An 18163-nucleotide genomic window follows, 5' to 3' on the forward strand; every position below is an offset into this window, starting at 1 on the left:
TAGCCGCAAACCGGCATGCTTTCACTATGAATAATAAGGGACGTAAGCACGCCTTACCACTGCGGCGTATACGGTTTCTTAAGCCAGCGGACAAAATCGTCCAGCGGTAATGGGCGACTGATCCAGTAGCCTTGCATGAAATTAACGCCGCGTTCGCTTAGCCATCGCGCCTGTTCCGGCGTTTCAACCCCTTCAGCAACCGTCAGCATATTGAGACGTTTCGCCAGCGTCAGCACCGCGTCAAGTACGGGTGAAGTGATCGTTTCCGTACCGATGGCGTTGATAAATCCACGATCAATTTTCAGATAATCGAGCGTAAAACGCTCAAGATAGATAAGCGCGCTGTGCCCGGTGCCAAAGTCATCAATAGCAATTTCAACGCCGACTGAATGCAGCCAGGCGAAGAGTTGCGTGGCTTCTTGCTCTTTCAACATATCGCGCTCGGTAATTTCCAGCACAATCTGGAAATGATGTGCGGGCAGGGAAGTGAGCAATTTTTGGATATCAGCTTTAAAGCTTTCGCTATGCAGATGGTCCGGCGCAATGTTAATGCCAAATTTGACGCCTACCGGCAGTACTTTTTCTAATTCTGCGGCATCACGGGCAATCAACTCAAACAGGTGCTGAGTCAGCGGCACAATCATCTTTTGCGATTCGGCAAAGTTGATGAAGGCATCCGGGGGAATTTCTCCCGCTACAGGATGCCGCCAGCGTAGTAGTACTTCCAGGCCTGTTACCCGCAAAGCTTGTGTATCAACCACCGGTTGATATACCACGTAAAATTGTTCGCGCTTGATGGCGGTCATGATTTCTCTGCCCGGTCGCATACGCACGCTCATCAGGTAATAGCAGAGAAGTCCAACCATTGTTCCACTCATGCCGCCCAGTAAAAATGCGTACCACACATCGTTCCATGTCCAGTCATCCGCATAAAGCCGAACGGTCAGAGGAATGCCCGCAATTTTAGTTTCACGGACCGGCATGTCGGTTAATTCATTAACGTTCATCAAACGTGAAGAAAAGGTAGATAGCGCAGTATTGCCAATAATGAGGGCGACGCCATCGTAATCTTCCTGCCGTGAACTATAAAAGAGAGAAGGCGTCAGGTTGAGATTCAGAGCGGCAAACACGCCGCTATTTTTCAGCAAAGGGTTGCGATACCAGATGACGATTGCGGGTTTGTTCGGCACCATCGGCGTGCCGGGTAAGATCGCCATATCGACGTTTTTATTAATGTCGAGCGCCGGAATCAATTCATTGAGTGGAATGTCCATCTCACCGGTCGCAGATGAACAGAATGTTTTTTTATCTTTTACCAGCACAAACGTACGGACATTCATACTAAACGCCGCGCGGGCAGTCAGTTCGGGGTTAGCTTGCTGACAAGTATCTAAGGTCAGCGGCTGGAGCCGGTCAGTAGTGGATTTCAGGTCGGCAAAATAGGTATCGAGATACTTTTGTACGTCGGTAATCAGTGTGTCGTATTTGACTTCGTGCTTATGCCAGGCCACTAAAAACTGAAGGCAGCTCACCAGTATCGCAATCATCACGCCTGCAACGATGCAGGTAAGCATAAGCTTACGTCCAGAATTGGGAGCGCGTATGAACATGATTCCGTTAATTTCCTGAAATTACGACAACATTTAAAAGATAACAATGACCGGACTATAGCCTGGATCAAGACGCGGAAACATCATTTTCTCTGATGAATGAAAACAAAAAAGCACTGCTTAAGCAGTGCTTTCAGTTAACTCGTCAGGATAGCCAAGGGATTGCATCCAAACGGTTTATTAGCTGCGGCTGAGAACCCGGCGTGCTTCGTTGTAACGCTTCTTCCAGTACGGTTCATTCATGCTGGAAATAATAACACCACTGCTGGTGGAAGCATGGACAAACTGATTGTTGCCGATATAAATACCGACATGGCGTCCCGTTGAACCGGCGCGGAACAGAACTAAATCACCCGTACGCAAATTACTGCGGGAAACAGATTTACCCATTTCCTGCTGTTCGTAAGTCGAACGCGGAAGTTCTAAGCCAAATTGCTCACGGAATGTACGCTGTACGAAACCAGAACAATCGATACCTTTTTTAGTGCTGCCGCCCAGACGATAGCGTACGCCTTTCCAGTCAGCATACTGATCCATAATTCGCGATTTTACGTCGACATTACGAACCAGGTTTTCAAATTCATCCTGAGAAGCTTGCAGTGATGATGTTTCACTACCCACTGCACGTGTCTCAGGATGCATATTCTTTGCGGTGTTATTTGCACTACATGCAGAAAGCAGAACCGCTACTGCAATCGCGGGGATCCCGCGCAAGATATATCTCAAAATCGGTTGAGATTTGACCATGTTGTTTGTTTTCCCTTGAAGTCCTTAACGACAAATATCGTTATAAAAAAATGCCAAGCGACACGAGACTAATTACCTGGGCATGTTGAAACAATTCCTTAAGGCCAAATCTGTGGACTAACGCACAAAATTATATGCTGTGAGGATAATCTACCGCCGAGGCAAAACGAGTTCGAGATTACCCGATTGGTGCGGTCTTGGCGAGTGGTTTTACATGATTTTTTATAAGAAAAAGTGATACAGAAAGTTAATAAGCGGGATTGGTCAATTAAAGTACGATTGAGTGAAACGCATACAATCCATTCATTTACTTAGGGAATGATTTTTGTGTTCGATGAAAGAAAGCAAAGGCGCACATCATCAGGAATATCCTTACTATAAAAATAAACCTGATGATGTTAATTACCGTGAGTTATTTGTTTTAGAAATGTTTGTTTTTTCCCGGTAGTGATTTGTCAAAAAAGGTGATTAATCGATCACTTAATGGCGTCAGCAACATCCAGGGCAAACCAATCAATATCACGGTCATCGAACCAACAATGATGTCAGTAAACCAGTGTGCACCAATCATTACTCTGGGAAATGCAAAAACCACAAAAATAATAAGGGCGATAAGGCCTGCGACTTTGCCGAAATAACGCCACATGAATGCCGAAAAAATAAGCAACATCATGCCGTGATCGCCGGGAAAGCTGTCTCGTGAGGCATCTTTCGTGGGGATAGGGAGCAGTTCGCTGACGCGGTTAATATTGGCAAAAGTTAATGTTGGGCTGGCCCGTTTTACAGGAATTAATGCCTGTCCCAGTTGGTTTAAGACCACTGCAGTTAATAGCATGACGAGGCCAATAATCACGATACGTCGTCGGCCTGGGGCGTTTTCTTTCAGCCAGAAACTCAGCATCAACATTCCCATCGCCAGCAGTGAACAACCGTCGAAAGCGCGATTGTTGGTCAATGCAACCAGCCACAAAAAGGCCTTACTTTCGACCAGTTTCTGATTAAAAAAATAAAAAATATCCGCATCAATCGGCAACCAGAATCCATGATTAACGGGAATATACCAGGAAAGAAACAGCGCGAGGCCGACAATATTCAACAACACTATTTGCGGCAAATTTTTAATCATATTTTCTCTAATTATCTTACTGAAAAACGCAGGCAACCTTACGCGGTAGTCGCTAAACGAAGCTTCAACAGCGCGCTCTGCAAAGCATTCCAGTCAGCTTCGCTGCTGGAAATCAGCTCAATACGACTGTCCGGTGGCGCAACGTTTTGCGTTTCAATGTGCAGGTCATCGCCCTGACGGTTGATTCGCACCAGCCCTTCGGGAATACGCATCACGCCTTTGACGCGTTCCACCGGTGCAAGTCGCGCCCATTCCAGAATGCCAATGGTGTCGAATACCGTATCAGCGTCGAATATCCAGCCACAGGCCTGATGCCCTTGTCCACTGTTCAGACTGCGACGCCAGCGTTGATGCTCTGGCAGGCTTAACGCTGCTAATCCTTTTTTCACGCTATGCTGATGAGAATGCGCCGCGCTGGCGGGCAACTCGGCTAAATTGCGACGTGGCAAATCCAGAAGATGACCGTCAATTTTCCCATGCTCGCTGTGAATTAATTGCCGATCGCCACCATTTTGCTGCCACCAGCGCTGTAGCGCTTGCTCACTTTCGGGCGTCGCACGGTCGGATTTATTGGCGACAATAATGTCTGCGGCAGCCAACTGGTCACGGAAGTTTTCATTGCTGGCGCTTTTTTCGTCCAGCAGCAGGCGTGGATCGAGAATGCACAACGTGGCGCGCAGATCTATCCACGGTTCATACACGGGCGCGGTTAAGAGATCGAGGATCTGTTTCGGATGGCCCAGCCCGGTCGGCTCTATCAACAAGCGGTCTGGTTTTCCCTGACGCAGTAAGGTATTCAACCCTACCTGCATGGGTAAACCATTAACGCAGCACATACAGCCGCCGGGGATCTCTTTCAACAATGCGCCGCTATCGGCGAGCAAAGCACCATCAATTCCGACTTCCCCAAATTCATTAACCAGTACCGCCCATTTTTCGTTGGGATCTTTATGGGCTAACAGATGAAGAATCGACGTAGTTTTCCCGCTGCCGAGAAAACCGGTGATGAGGTTGGTCCTGGTCACAACGGCTCCGCAATACTCTTAAAAGTTAACTGAGCGTTAATCCTGGCTAAAAAAGGCAGAAAAGAGAAGGGGAGAGCGGACGAAGGCGAGCTTCATCCGCTTTAACCGCAGAAATCGTTAAATTTTGAGGGTGTTTAATAGCGCCTGATGCGCGCCGAATTGTGCGATTTGTTGCCAGGCTTGTTCGATAGCCTGCACAAAATGCGGGGTATCTGGCAGATCATCACCGAAAACTTCACGCAGAGAAAGCAGGGCGGTTACGCGTTGTTCACTCCTACTGCCCGCAACAAGTTCGCAAATTTTATCGCTAAGCGGATCGCGAACATCAATGGCATTTCCGGCATCATCAACGCCGCTGACGTAACGCATCCAGCCTGCAACGCCTAATGCCAGCAACGACCAGTCCGTTTCGCGCGCCAGATGTATGCGAATACCTGCCAGCATACGTTGCGGTAATTTCTGGCTACCATCCATTGCGATTTGCCAGGTCTTATGTTTCAGCGCCGGGTTAGCAAAACGTGCAATTAACTTATCCGCATATTGTGTTAAATCGACATCTTTAATTCGCAGTGTCGGCGCTTGCTCATCCAGCATTAATGCTCTGGCGGCATGGCGAAATGCGCGATCCTGCATGCAATCACTGATGTGCGCGAATCCTGAGAGGTAACCCAGATAAGCGAGAAAAGAGTGGCTACCATTAAGCATACGCAGTTTCATCTCTTCCCATGGCAGAACATCATTCACCATTTGTACACCGGCGACTTCCCAGGCTGGACGCCCTGCAACGAAGTTATCTTCCACCACCCACTGGATAAACGGTTCGCAGCTAATCGCGCAGGGATCATTCACCCCCAGATGTTGGCTGATTTCCGCCAGTGATTCGTCGGTTGCTGCCGGAACAATACGGTCGACCATGGTTCCCGGAAAACTGACGTGTTCTTTTATCCACCCGGCGAGTTCTGGTGAACGTTTTTCCGCCATCCCCTGCACCGCGTTTTTCACCACATGGCCATTGTCGGGAATATTGTCGCAGGAGAGTACGGTAAACGGTGCAAGGCCGCGTTCACGGCGTCGTTTCAGTGCTTCGACGAGAATACCCGGCGCGGAGTGAGGTTCTTCAGGATTTTGAAGATCGTGAATAATCCGCGGATTGCTGGTGTCGAGTGCACCGGTGGCCGGGTCAATACAATAGCCTTTTTCGGTAATCGTCAGGGAAACAATTGCCACCTGTGGCTCGCAAAATTTCTCAATAATTGCCGCTAAGGAATCCAGTTTTGCATTCAGGCATTCGTGAACGGCACCGACAATTATCGCCTGATTGCCGTCCGCACCTTTCTCCAGCACGGTATATAAATGGTTCTGTGCGCGGAGCTGGCTCATCAGTTGATCGCCGCTGAACAAGCTGATCTCACAGATCCCCCAGTCGCCGCCCTGGGCATTCAGCACACGATCGGTCAGTAACGCCTGATGTGCGCGGTGAAAGGCTCCGAAGCCAAAATGAACGATACGTGATTGCAACTGCTGGCGATCGTAGCGTGGAGCGTGTACCTGAGGCGGGAGCGTAGCGGAGGCGATTGTATTCATAGAAGTCACGTCTTAGTAACGATTTATTAACAATGACAGTGTAAAGTTATATGACAGAAATTGAAATTGGTCTGGATTGTTAATGCGATGAAGTGTGAGGGCGATCAATGAACTGGTGAATATTACGGGAGAACTATATTCAGGAAGCGCAAAATAGAAGATTGGTATAATAAATTAAAAAAGGACAGCCTGAGCTATCCCTTTTCTGCATGCGGCTGAAGTTAGTCAGCACGACCCATATAACGGCGTTCTTCGATATGGATACGAATTTTTTCGCCCGGGCTTAAGTATTCTGGTACCTGAATCACCAGACCAGTGCTCAATGTCGCCGGTTTGTTACGGGCGCTGGCAGATGCCCCTTTGATGCCTGGTGCGGTTTCAACGATTTCCAGATCAACGGTCTGCGGCAGCTCAAGCGCCAGCAGTTGACCGTCCCAGGTCAGCACCTGCATGTCCGGCATGCCGCCCTCAGGCATAAATAGCAACTCTTCTTCAATCTGATCTTTGGTGAAGGTATACGGGGTATAGTCTTCTTTATCCATAAAGACATATTCGTTGCCATCGACATAGGAGAAGTCAACGTAACGGCGGGTCAGCGTCACGGTGTCAACGATATCATCTCCTTTGAAACGCTCTTCTACTTTCAGCCCGGTACGGACATCAGAAAAACGCATTTTGTACAGCGTAGCGGCACCGCGGGCAGTGGGCGACTGAATATCAATGTCCTTAACCAGCAGCAGTTTGCCGTTGTAATTCAGTACCATACCTTTTTTAATTTCGTTCGCTCTTGGCATCGAAAAATTCCTGTAGTCGAAAATGTCAAAAATATCGCGACAAAGTACTCGCGACGGGCCCTTCGGGCAAGTGGTATTCGCACTTTTGCTGGTGCAAAAAAGGTGGTACTGTGCGCGCTCATCAATCCGGTGGTTAACCTTAAGAGAACAACGTATGGAATGCCGTCCGGGTTGCGGGGCGTGTTGCACTGCCCCTTCAATTTCCAGCCCTATTCCCGGTATGCCAGATGGCAAGCCCGCCAATACGCCCTGCATTCAGCTTGATGAACAGCAACGCTGTAAAATTTTCACCTCGCCACTGCGGCCGAAAGTCTGTGCAGGCTTACAAGCCAGCGCTGAAATGTGCGGTAACTCGCGTCAGCAGGCAATGACCTGGCTTATCGATCTGGAAATGCTGACCGCGCCTTAAACATCTTTAATCCGCAGTAAGCAAAACAGAGTGGCGATAATCATCACCATCGCAAACCAGAACACAGCGTGATAATTCCAGATCTCGGCGACGATGCCCGCCACAGATCCTGCGATGATCCAGCCCACGCGCGACGTGTTGGTATAGAGCGTGGTGGCTGAACCTGCCTGACCGGGCATCAAATCCTGAAAATAGAGCATCCCGATGCCGCCCAGAATGCCAATAAAAATAGCATTTAGCAGCTGCAAGCCCAACAGAATGGCAGGTGAATGCGCCATCAGCATTCCTGCGTAAAAACAGACGCCACCCACGGCAGCAACGCGCATTAAGAAACGCTTACCCAGACGTTTGGCAAAATATCCGGCAATCAACATGGTCGGGATTTCCAGCCCGGCGGCGGTCCCCATCATCACGCCTGCCAGTTTCTCGGGAAGATGCAGTTCGTTGATAATAAATAGCGGCATGTTGATGATGTACAGGCTGTTCGAGCCCCACATCAATGTACAAATGACAAACAGCAGCAGCGTATCGCGACGGTTACGGCGCGGCGCTTCAACCGTGCCGGTCGCCAACGGAAGCTCTTTTTGCATCGACGGTAAAAACAGCCACACCATCACGCCGCAAACAATAAACGCTACCGCTGCGCTCAGATACATTACCGTAAAGCTGAAACCCATCGCTAAGGCATAAGCCAGCGGCGGGCCAATGACCCATGCCAGTGAAACCTGAGCGCGTAAAAAAGAGCTGAACATCACCGCCTCACGTCCGGTTTTGTCGGCATGTTCACGTGCAAGGGCAAACATTTGCGGGTTAGCGGTCGAGCCAAAGCTGCTAAGAAAGACGCCAACGAATAGCAAAACAAAGTAGTTGCGATTCCAGGCAAAAAGGGTGCAGGCCAGCACGCCTAACAGGCAGCAAAAGACAATCAGCGATTTGCGATCGCCGCGCTTATCAGAGCGCCCGGCGAGAAACTGACTGACCAGAATCCCAATGACAGCGCTGCCGGTAAAGAAGAATCCCACCATCGCCGGACGGGCATGTACTTCATCGGTAAGGAAAATACTGAGTGTCGGGGTTTGCAGAGCGCCCGCAATACCGGTGAGAAAGGCAACGATTAAAAACGCCGTCGAGGTCAGGTCAAACGATTTCGCGCTGGAGACTGCGGGGGAGTTATGCATGCTGGTCGATCACTGGAAGAGGAAGACGCGGAGTTTACGCTGCTTGTTAGAAAATAAACAGACAGCGAAATCAAAAGCGCCACGAATAATCAAAATGCCATTTCACTGTTGCTGATTTGCTGCTGACGCTGCTGAAATGAAATTGCTGATAACGGATTTTCCCATCAGCAATTAGGAAAAATGACAAAAAATTGTGCAGCACATCAAACTTTTGCTCATTACTTTACGGCTTTCCTTGCGTGCTGAAACAGAAGTATTATGCTTTCTTGAAACGTTTCAGCGCGATCTTGTCTTTAACCCTAAGCCAGGTTGGCGCTTTTTTTCTCATAGAAGCTGAATCGTTTCAATTCAGCAAGAGAGGAGAACTATGTTCCAGTTATCCGTACAGGACATCCATCCGGGCGAAAAGGCCGGAGACAAAGAAGAGGCGATTCGCCAGGTCGCTGCGGCGCTGGTGCAGGCCGGTAATGTAGCTGAAGGCTACGTCAATGGCATGCTGGCGCGCGAACAGCAAACCTCTACGTTCCTCGGCAATGGTATTGCTATTCCACACGGCACTACCGACACCCGCGATCAGGTGCTGAAAACCGGCGTTCAGGTATTTCAGTTCCCTGAAGGCGTCACCTGGGGTGACGGCCAGGTAGCGTACGTGGCGATCGGTATTGCTGCCAGCTCGGATGAACATCTGGGTCTGTTACGCCAGCTGACCCACGTACTGAGCGATGATTCCGTTGCTGAACAGCTGAAGTCAGCAACGACAGCAGAAGAACTTCGCGCATTGCTGATGGGCGAAAAGCAGAGTGAGCAGCTGAAGCTCGACAACGAAATGCTGACGCTGGATATTGTCGCCAGCGATCTGCTGACGCTTCAGGCGCTTAACGCTGCGCGTCTGAAAGAAGCAGGGGCAGTTGACGCCACCTTCGTCACTAAAGCCATCAATGAACAACCGCTGAACCTCGGACAGGGCATCTGGCTGAGCGATAGCGCTGAAGGCAATTTGCGTAGCGCGATTGCGGTAAGCCGTGCGGCAAATGCTTTTGATGTGGACGGCGAAACGGCAGCCATGCTGGTGAGTGTGGCGATGAATGACGATCAGCCCGTCGCGGTTCTTAAGCGTCTCGCTGATTTGTTGCTCGACAATAAAGCTGACCGTTTGCTGAAAGCGGATGCGGCAACGTTGCTGGCGCTGCTGACCAGCGATGATGCGCCGACCGACGACGTGTTAAGCGCGGAGTTTGTGGTGCGCAATGAACACGGCCTGCATGCTCGTCCAGGTACCATGCTGGTCAATACTATTAAACAATTTAACAGTGATATTACCGTGACAAACCTTGATGGCACCGGCAAACCGGCAAACGGACGTAGTCTGATGAAAGTTGTGGCACTTGGCGTTAAGAAAGGTCATCGCCTACGCTTTACCGCCCAGGGTGCAGATGCTGAGCAGGCGCTGAAAGCCATTGGCGACGCTATCGCTGCTGGTCTTGGGGAGGGCGCATAATGAGCAGACGTGTTGCTACTATCACCCTTAATCCGGCTTATGACCTTGTTGGTTTCTGCCCGGAAATTGAACGCGGCGAAGTGAACCTGGTGAAAACCACCGGTCTGCATGCGGCGGGTAAAGGCATCAACGTGGCCAAAGTATTAAAAGACCTGGGAATTGATGTCACCGTTGGCGGCTTCCTCGGTAAAGACAATCAGGATGGTTTTCAGCAACTGTTCAGCGAGCTGGGCATTGCCAACCGTTTCCAGGTTGTACAGGGGCGCACCCGAATTAACGTTAAGCTGACGGAAAAAGACGGCGAAGTGACCGACTTCAACTTCTCGGGTTTTGAAGTTACCCCCGCCGACTGGGAACGCTTTGTGACTGATTCTCTGAGCTGGCTCGGTCAGTTCGATATGGTCTGTGTCAGCGGAAGCTTACCGTCAGGCGTCAGCCCGGAAGCGTTCACCGACTGGATGACTCGCCTGCGTAGTCAGTGTCCTTGCATTATCTTTGATAGTAGCCGTGAAGCGTTAGTGGCAGGTTTGAAAGCGGCACCGTGGCTGGTGAAACCTAACCGCCGCGAGCTGGAAATCTGGGCGGGCCGTAAACTGCCTGAAATGAAAGATGTGATTGAAGCTGCGCATGCGCTGCGTGAACAAGGTATCGCGCATGTCGTTATTTCACTGGGTGCCGAAGGCGCGCTTTGGGTTAATGCCTCCGGCGAATGGATCGCCAAACCACCTTCAGTCGATGTCGTAAGCACCGTTGGCGCAGGGGATTCTATGGTTGGTGGCCTGATTTATGGCTTGCTGATGCGTGAATCCAGTGAACACACACTGCGTCTGGCGACAGCTGTTGCAGCCCTGGCGGTAAGTCAAAGCAATGTGGGTATTACCGATCGTCCGCAGTTGGCCGCAATGATGGCGCGCGTCGACTTACAACCTTTTAACTGACAGCAGGAGAGGCATAATGAAAACGCTGCTGATTATTGACGCTAATCTCGGTCAGGCACGCGCCTATATGGCGAAGACCCTGCTGGGCGCGGCGGCGCGAAAAGCAAAACTGGAAATCATCGACAATCCGAACGACGCTGAAATGGCGATTGTTCTCGGTGATTCCATCCCGAACGACAGCGCGCTGAACGGTAAAAATGTCTGGCTGGGCGATATTTCCCGGGCAGTTGCGCACCCTGAGCTGTTCCTGAGTGAAGCCAAAAGCCATGCGAAACCTTACACTGCACCGGTCGCTGCGACAGCACCAGTTGCCACCAGCGGTCCGAAACGCGTAGTTGCGGTGACAGCTTGCCCGACTGGCGTAGCACACACATTTATGGCGGCTGAAGCCATTGAAACCGAAGCGAAAAAACGTGGCTGGTGGGTGAAAGTTGAAACCCGTGGTTCTGTTGGCGCGGGTAATGCGATCACCCCTGAAGAAGTAGCCGCAGCGGATCTGGTGATTGTGGCGGCAGATATCGAAGTGGATCTGGCGAAATTTGCTGGTAAACCGATGTATCGCACCTCTACCGGTCTGGCGCTGAAGAAAACCGCGCAGGAACTGGATAAAGCGGTTGCTGAAGCAACGCCGTATGAACCGGCGGGCAAAGCTCAAACAGCGACCACTGAAGGTAAGAAAGAGGGGGCAGGCGCTTACCGTCACTTGCTGACGGGCGTCTCTTACATGCTGCCGATGGTCGTTGCAGGTGGTCTGTGTATCGCGCTTTCTTTTGCTTTTGGTATCGAAGCGTTTAAAGAGCCGGGTACGTTGGCAGCGGCGCTGATGCAGATTGGTGGTGGTTCAGCCTTTGCGCTGATGGTGCCGGTACTGGCAGGTTACATTGCCTTCTCCATTGCCGATCGTCCGGGTCTCACGCCGGGTCTGATTGGCGGTATGCTGGCGGTCAGCACCGGTTCTGGCTTCATTGGGGGTATTATTGCGGGCTTCCTGGCTGGTTACATTGCGAAGTTAATCAGTACGCAACTGAAACTGCCACAGAGTATGGAGGCGCTGAAACCGATCCTGATCATTCCGCTAATTTCCAGTCTGGTGGTCGGTCTGGCGATGATCTACCTGATCGGTAAACCGGTTGCTGGCATTCTCGAAGGGTTGACTCACTGGTTGCAGACCATGGGGACTGCGAATGCGGTTCTGCTGGGGGCGATCCTCGGTGGCATGATGTGTACTGACATGGGCGGTCCGGTAAATAAAGCAGCGTACGCATTCGGTGTGGGTCTGCTGAGTACTCAAACCTATGGCCCGATGGCGGCGATTATGGCGGCAGGTATGGTGCCACCGCTGGCAATGGGTCTGGCAACAATGGTGGCGCGTCGCAAATTCGACAAAGCGCAGCAGGAAGGTGGCAAAGCCGCTCTGGTTCTTGGTCTGTGCTTTATTTCGGAAGGTGCAATTCCGTTTGCAGCTCGTGATCCGATGCGTGTGCTGCCGTGTTGTATCGTTGGTGGGGCGCTGACTGGCGCAATCTCAATGGCGATTGGTGCGAAACTGATGGCACCGCACGGTGGTCTGTTTGTTCTGCTGATCCCTGGCGCTATTACGCCGGTACTGGGTTACCTGGTAGCAATTATTGCCGGTACGCTGGTGGCGGGTTTGGCCTATGCCTTCCTGAAACGTCCGGAAGTGGACGCAGTAGCGAAAGCAGCGTAATAAAAGGTGTGTTACAGGGCAGAAATTTCCTGCCCTGTAACATTTGATGAGCGCAAAGGGAATGACCAGTTTGTGAATGTAATTTTATGAATTTAAATGGTTTTATCTTTCAGTAGAAACCTGAAATGTTCATCAAACACTAAGGTTATTTCCTCAAGGGCAGATTATTTTCTGCCCTTTTTTAGTGTTCCTGTTCTGTGCATCCCGTCACAAATTCCTCACTTTTGTAATTCAGGCATTTAATCGCATTTTGTGAGCCTGCTCAAATCTGCCCATTTTGCCTCTCTGGCGGCAATTTACTTTACGTAAAACATGCATACTATGAGCACATGTTTAAATATGAACACATGTTTAAACCGTCTTTGCAGTATCTATATTCTTGTGGATTGACAGGGTTGGTAATTTTTTACCAGAGGACGTGCTATGCGCGAAAAGGATTATGTCGTAATTATAGGCTCGGCGAATATTGATGTCGCCGGATATTCACATGAATCATTAAATTATGCGGATTCAAATCCAGGTAAAATAAAATTTACGCCTGGTGGGGTAGGGCGCAATATTGCACAAAACCTGGCGTTGCTGGGTAATAAAGCCTGGCTACTGAGCGCCGTAGGCAGTGATTTTTATGGTCAATCGCTGCTAACGCAAACCAATCAATCTGGTGTTTATGTCGATAAATGCCTGATTGTGCCGGGAGAAAATACGTCGAGCTATTTATCATTACTCGATAATACCGGTGAAATGCTGGTTGCTATAAATGACATGAATATTAGCAACGCTATTACAGCTGAATATCTCGCACAGCACCGTGAATTTATTCAGAGGGCAAAGGTCATTGTCGCGGACTGTAATATCAGTGAAGAGGCACTGGCATGGATTCTGGATAATGCCGCCAACGTACCCGTATTTGTCGATCCTGTTTCTGCGTGGAAATGTGTCAAAGTGCGCGACCGTCTAAATCTGATCCACACTCTCAAGCCAAACCGCCTTGAAGCGGAAACCCTGAGTGGGATTGCGCTGTCAGGGCGTGAAGATGTGGCAAAGGTTGCCGCCTGGTTCCATCAACATGGCCTGAACCGACTGGTATTGAGCATGGGCGGCGACGGCGTTTATTACAGTGATATCAGCGGTGAAAGTGGTTGGTCTGCGCCGATTAAAACCAATGTCATTAATGTTACCGGAGCGGGCGATGCCATGATGGCGGGACTTGCTTCGTGTTGGGTAGACGGAATGCCGTTTGCCGAATCTGTTCGTTTCGCACAGGGATGTTCGTCAATGGCGCTCTCCTGTGAATACACCAATAACCCCGATTTATCGATTGCCAACGTTATATCGTTAGTGGAGAACGCAGAATGTCTGAATTAAAAATTTCCCCTGAATTATTACAAATTTCCCCGGAAGTGCAGGACGCTTTAAAAAATAAAAAACCGATTGTTGCTCTTGAATCAACCATTATTTCGCATGGTATGCCATTCCCGCAAAATGCTGAGACGGCAATTGAAGTAGAAGACACAATTCGTAAGCACGGTGCTGTACCTGCAACAATCGCCATTATTGGTGGTGTCATGAAAGTAGGTTTGAGCAAAGAAGAAATTGAATTGTTAGGCCGTGAAGGACATAACGTGACGAAAGTCAGTCGCCGTGATTTACCTTTTGTCGTTGCCGCAGGAAAAAATGGCGCGACCACCGTTGCTTCAACGATGATTATCGCGGCACTGGCAGGAATTAAAGTATTTGCAACGGGGGGGATTGGTGGTGTGCATCGCGGTGCGGAACATACATTCGATATTTCTGCCGATTTACAGGAACTGGCAAATACTAATGTCACCGTTGTTTGTGCCGGTGCAAAATCTATTCTCGATTTAGGATTAACAACAGAATATTTAGAAACCTTCGGTGTACCGTTAATTGGCTATCAGACAAAAGCGCTGCCTGCGTTTTTCTGCCGTACCAGCCCATTTGAAGTCAGTATTCGCCTTGATAGTGCCACGGAAATCGCTCGTGCAATGGCAGTGAAATGGCAAACCGGTTTGAACGGCGGCCTGGTAGTGGCGAATCCGATCCCGGAACAGTTTGCGATGCCGGAGGAATCTATCAATGCAGCCATAGATCAAGCCGTCGCCGAAGCCGAAGAGCAGGGCGTTATTGGTAAAGAAAGTACACCGTTCCTGCTGGCTCGTGTTGCTGAACTGACTGGCGGTGACAGCCTGAAATCCAACATCCAACTGGTGTTCAACAACGCCATTCTGGCGAGCGAAATTGCCAAAGAATACCAGCGTCTCGCGGGTTAATTTCTGACGGGCAGAAAGCCGTCGCCCGTACTGATCATACATACCGAAACCTGGCGCTTGCGCCGGGTTTACTGGCATGAAAGGAAAATCATTATGGATATAATGAGAAGTTTGGTGGGTATGGTGGTATTGCTGGCAATTGCATTCTTATTGTCAGTGAATAAAAAGCGTATCAGCGTACGCACGGTCGGAGCTGCATTGCTGCTGCAAATCGCTATTGGTGGCATTATGCTCTACTTCCCACCGGGAAAATGGGCGGTAGAGCAGGCGGCATTAGGCGTACATAAAGTGATGTCTTACAGTGACGCCGGAAGTGCCTTTATTTTTGGTTCGCTGGTCGGGCCGAAAATGGATGTCCTGTTTGATGGCGCAGGCTTTATCTTCGCCTTTCGCGTACTTCCGGCAATTATTTTCGTCACAGCGCTCATCAGCCTGCTGTACTACATTGGCGTGATGGGGCTGCTAATCCGCATTCTTGGCAGTATTTTTCAGAAAGCCCTCAACATCAGCAAAATCGAATCTTTTGTTGCGGTTACCACTATTTTCCTCGGGCAAAATGAGATCCCGGCGATCGTTAAACCGTTTATCGATCGCATGAATCGCAACGAGCTATTTACGGCAATTTGTAGCGGGATGGCGTCCATTGCCGGTTCGATGATGATTGGTTATGCCGGAATGGGCGTACCAATTGACTACCTGTTAGCGGCATCGCTGATGGCGATCCCTGGTGGTATTTTGTTTGCACGTATTCTTAGCCCAGCCACCGAGCCTTCGCAGGTGACATTTGAAAATCTGTCGTTCAGCGAAACGCCGCCAAAAAGCTTTATCGAAGCGGCGGCGAGCGGTGCGATGACCGGGTTGAAAATCGCCGCTGGTGTGGCGACGGTGGTAATGGCGTTTGTGGCAATTATTGCGCTGATCAACGGCATTATCGGCGGAATTGGTGGCTGGTTTGGTTTTTCCAATGCCTCTCTGGAAAGTATTTTTGGCTATGTGCTGGCACCGCTGGCGTGGATCATGGGCGTGGACTGGAGTGATGCCAACCTTGCGGGTAGCCTGATTGGGCAGAAACTGGCGATTAACGAATTCGTCGCTTACCTGAGTTTCTCCCCATACCTGCAAACGGGCGGCACGCTGGAAGTGAAAACCATTGCGATTATCTCCTTTGCGCTTTGTGGTTTTGCTAACTTTGGTTCTATCGGTGTTGTCGTTGGGGCGTTTTCGGCTATTTCGCCAAAACGCGCGCCGGAAATCGCTCAGCTTGGGTTACGGGCGTTGGCAGCAGCAACGCTTTCCAACCTGATGAGCGCGACCATTGCCGGGTTCTTTATTGGTTTAGCTTGAGTTTCATTACCGGATGTACGCGCTTATTAAGCGTTGCATCCGGCAATCGCGCTATTCCAGATTATTTTTTACTGCATCATCCCGGAGAATTTATTCTCCGGATCCATCTCCAGCGCCAGCCCTAACAACTGCTTTCTGTTTTTAATCAGATACCCTTTCTTGCTTTTAATTAATAAACCGTCATGAATGAATTGCGCGAGAACATATAAAAGATGTCGATAAGAAACGCCCAAATACTCTGCCGCTTGCGTATGCTTTTCGTGATAAAGATCACCTTCCTGCGAGAGTAATATAAAAGCTGCCAGGCGATTCACTAACGGAAATGATTGATTCTGAGTTAAAGAAACAATATTGCGATAATTTTTATGGCTTAAAGTAACGCAGAGTTTTCGTAAAAATAGCGTGTCGTTTAATAACAGCGGACGGTAATGTTTCATGGGGAGTGCAAGGCACCAACACTCTTCAATCGCCTGCACCGCACGTGGTTCATGGTCTTTATCGATTAACTCAATCTCACCAATAAAACAGGGGGCGGCAAAGAAATCGATCAGCGACACGCGACCATTTGCAAGCGTGGCGTAAAGCCTGGCGCGGCCTCGCGTCAGGTAAAACAGCCATGACGGCTGTTGCCCTTCCTGCACAATGTAGTCACGCGCTAAAAAATGAAACAGCCGTGTATCGGCTGAAACATCCGTTGAAAAGCAATCCTTATACGCGGACTCACTCATCAATTGCTGCTTAAGATCATTATTGTGGATTTCTTTCACGATGTTTATCCGCTATGAGATTTCTCATATTTAGCATACGTACGCTGTTGTTAAGATTCAATCATCGGCCCGGTCGAATTTTCTTTGCTGTAGAAAAAATAACGCAACTGGAAACAGAGGAAATAAACAATGGAAAAGAGAAAAATTATTCTGGATTGTGATCCGGGTCATGATGATGCTATTGCCATAATGATGGCCGCGAAACATCCGGCGATTGATTTATTAGGTATCACTATTGTGGCGGGGAATCAAACCCTCGATAAAACATTAATTAATGGCCTGAATGTTTGCCAGAAACTGGAGATTAATGTTCCGGTTTATGCGGGGATGCCGCAACCTATTATGCGTCAACAAATCGTTGCCGATAATATTCACGGTGAAACCGGGCTGGATGGCCCGGTATTCGAACCGCTGACTCGTCAGGCAGAAAACACCCATGCGGTGAAATATATCATCGATACCCTGATGGCAAGCGATGGCGATATCACTCTGGTGCCGGTTGGTCCGCTTTCAAATATCGCGGTGGCAATGCGTATGCAGCCCGCAATCCTGCCGAAAATCCGTGAAATTGTACTGATGGGCGGCGCTTACGGTACTGGCAACTTCACCCCATCTGCCGAGTTCAACATTTTTGCTGACCCGGAAGCCGCACGCGTGGTGTTCACCTCCGGCGTTCCATTAGTGATGATGGGCCTCGATCTCACCAACCAGACCGTTTGCACTCCGGACGTGATTGCACGGATGGAAAGAGCAGGCGGCCCTGCCGGAGAGTTGTTCAGCGACATCATGAACTTCACTCTGAAAACCCAGTTCGAAAACTACGGTCTGGCTGGCGGCCCGGTGCACGACGCCACCTGTATCGGCTATCTGATTAACCCTGATGGCATAAAAACCCAGGATATGTACGTCGACGTGGACGTTAACAGTGGCCCTTGTTACGGGCGTACCGTCTGCGACGAGCTGGGCGTTCTTGGCAAGCCCGCCAATACCAAAGTCGGCATCACTATTGATACCGACTGGTTCTGGGGATTAGTCGAAGAGTGCGTGCGCGGCTACATCAAAACCCACTAAGTGGTGATATCAAGCCGGGCCGGTATCGCTGGATGCAAGCCTGGCTATTTCTGATGGGCAGAAAGCCGTCGCC

General features: G+C 49.8%; 16 protein-coding genes. 8 read left to right on the plus strand and 8 right to left on the minus strand.

Annotated features, from left to right (window positions below; genetic code table 11):
* Positions 1-53: 53 nt before the first annotated feature.
* The 6 genes from BGE37_RS03765 to yeiP form a co-directional block, all read right to left on the minus strand.
* Positions 54-1610, minus strand: a complete 1557-nt coding sequence (locus BGE37_RS03765; protein WP_000470612.1) for a cyclic di-GMP phosphodiesterase — start codon at positions 1608-1610, stop codon at positions 54-56.
* A 180-nt stretch (positions 1611-1790) separates the two neighbouring features.
* Positions 1791-2357, minus strand: a complete 567-nt coding sequence (gene mepS, locus BGE37_RS03770) for a bifunctional murein DD-endopeptidase/murein LD-carboxypeptidase (protein WP_000241011.1) — start codon at positions 2355-2357, stop codon at positions 1791-1793.
* 421 nt (positions 2358-2778) lie between these two features.
* Positions 2779-3483 carry a Kdo(2)-lipid A phosphotransferase gene (gene lpxT, locus BGE37_RS03775; protein WP_032184623.1) on the minus strand — a complete coding sequence of 235 codons (705 nt, stop codon included), beginning with the start codon at positions 3481-3483 and terminating at the stop codon, positions 2779-2781.
* 38 nt (positions 3484-3521) lie between these two features.
* Positions 3522-4508 carry a zinc-binding GTPase YeiR gene (gene yeiR, locus BGE37_RS03780; protein WP_000198812.1) on the minus strand — a complete coding sequence of 329 codons (987 nt, stop codon included), beginning with the start codon at positions 4506-4508 and terminating at the stop codon, positions 3522-3524.
* A gap of 117 nt (positions 4509-4625) precedes the next feature.
* Positions 4626-6092 (minus strand): mannitol dehydrogenase family protein, encoded by a 1467-nt coding sequence (locus BGE37_RS03785; RefSeq protein ID WP_105287791.1) that lies wholly within the window; start codon positions 6090-6092, stop codon positions 4626-4628.
* Positions 6093-6313: 221 nt separating this feature from the next.
* Positions 6314-6886: an elongation factor P-like protein YeiP gene (yeiP, locus tag BGE37_RS03790; RefSeq protein ID WP_001136827.1), complete on the minus strand. Its 573-nt coding sequence runs from the start codon at positions 6884-6886 to the stop codon at positions 6314-6316.
* 154 nt (positions 6887-7040) lie between these two features.
* Here yeiP and BGE37_RS03795 point away from each other — a divergent pair, with 154 nt between their 5' ends.
* Positions 7041-7295 carry a YkgJ family cysteine cluster protein gene (locus BGE37_RS03795; RefSeq protein WP_000389030.1) on the plus strand — a complete coding sequence of 85 codons (255 nt, stop codon included), beginning with the start codon at positions 7041-7043 and terminating at the stop codon, positions 7293-7295.
* Here the strand turns inward: BGE37_RS03795 and setB are convergent.
* Complete coding sequence (setB, locus tag BGE37_RS03800) at positions 7292-8473, minus strand: sugar efflux transporter SetB (protein WP_000551973.1); 1182 nt, start codon at positions 8471-8473, stop codon at positions 7292-7294. The two genes, BGE37_RS03795 and setB, sit on opposite strands and share 4 nt — an antisense overlap.
* Positions 8474-8840: 367 nt before the next feature.
* Between setB and fruB the strand changes: the two genes are divergently transcribed.
* The 6 genes from fruB (at position 8841) to BGE37_RS03835 (ending at position 16252) form a co-directional block, all read left to right on the plus strand.
* Positions 8841-9971, plus strand: a complete 1131-nt coding sequence (gene fruB / locus BGE37_RS03810) for a fused PTS fructose transporter subunit IIA/HPr protein (RefSeq protein ID WP_000487253.1) — start codon at positions 8841-8843, stop codon at positions 9969-9971.
* Positions 9971-10909, plus strand: a complete 939-nt coding sequence (gene fruK, locus BGE37_RS03815) for a 1-phosphofructokinase (protein ID WP_000091263.1) — start codon at positions 9971-9973, stop codon at positions 10907-10909. The genes fruB and fruK overlap by 1 nt, the downstream gene beginning before the upstream one ends.
* Before the next feature lie 16 nt (positions 10910-10925).
* Positions 10926-12617, plus strand: coding sequence for a PTS fructose transporter subunit IIBC (gene fruA, locus BGE37_RS03820; protein ID WP_032184619.1), 1692 nt, complete (start codon positions 10926-10928; stop codon positions 12615-12617).
* 423 nt (positions 12618-13040) lie between these two features.
* A complete protein-coding gene (locus BGE37_RS03825; protein WP_032171598.1) occupies positions 13041-13982 on the plus strand; it encodes a pseudouridine kinase in 942 nt (313 codons plus the stop codon).
* Positions 13970-14908, plus strand: a complete 939-nt coding sequence (gene psuG / locus BGE37_RS03830; protein WP_105287792.1) for a pseudouridine-5'-phosphate glycosidase — start codon at positions 13970-13972, stop codon at positions 14906-14908. The genes BGE37_RS03825 and psuG overlap by 13 nt, the downstream gene beginning before the upstream one ends.
* Before the next feature lie 93 nt (positions 14909-15001).
* Positions 15002-16252, plus strand: coding sequence for a NupC/NupG family nucleoside CNT transporter (locus BGE37_RS03835; RefSeq protein WP_000353870.1), 1251 nt, complete (start codon positions 15002-15004; stop codon positions 16250-16252).
* Between the two features lie 68 nt (positions 16253-16320).
* Here the strand turns inward: BGE37_RS03835 and BGE37_RS03840 are convergent, their stop codons facing one another.
* The gene (locus BGE37_RS03840; RefSeq protein WP_000658614.1) at positions 16321-17019 is read right to left on the minus strand and encodes a transcriptional regulator YeiL; all 699 of its coding nucleotides are present in this window, start codon (positions 17017-17019) and stop codon (positions 16321-16323) included.
* 129 nt (positions 17020-17148) lie between these two features.
* On the opposite strand from BGE37_RS03840, the gene rihB reads away from it, so the two are divergent.
* Entirely contained in the window at positions 17149-18090 is a 942-nt protein-coding gene (gene rihB / locus BGE37_RS03845; RefSeq protein WP_105276865.1) for a ribosylpyrimidine nucleosidase, read from the plus strand.
* The last annotated feature ends 73 nt before the right edge of the window (positions 18091-18163 follow it).

It is taken from the genome of Escherichia sp. MOD1-EC6300 (assembly GCF_002965045.1).
In the GTDB taxonomy this organism is placed as follows: Bacteria; Pseudomonadota; Gammaproteobacteria; order Enterobacterales; family Enterobacteriaceae; genus Escherichia; species Escherichia coli_F.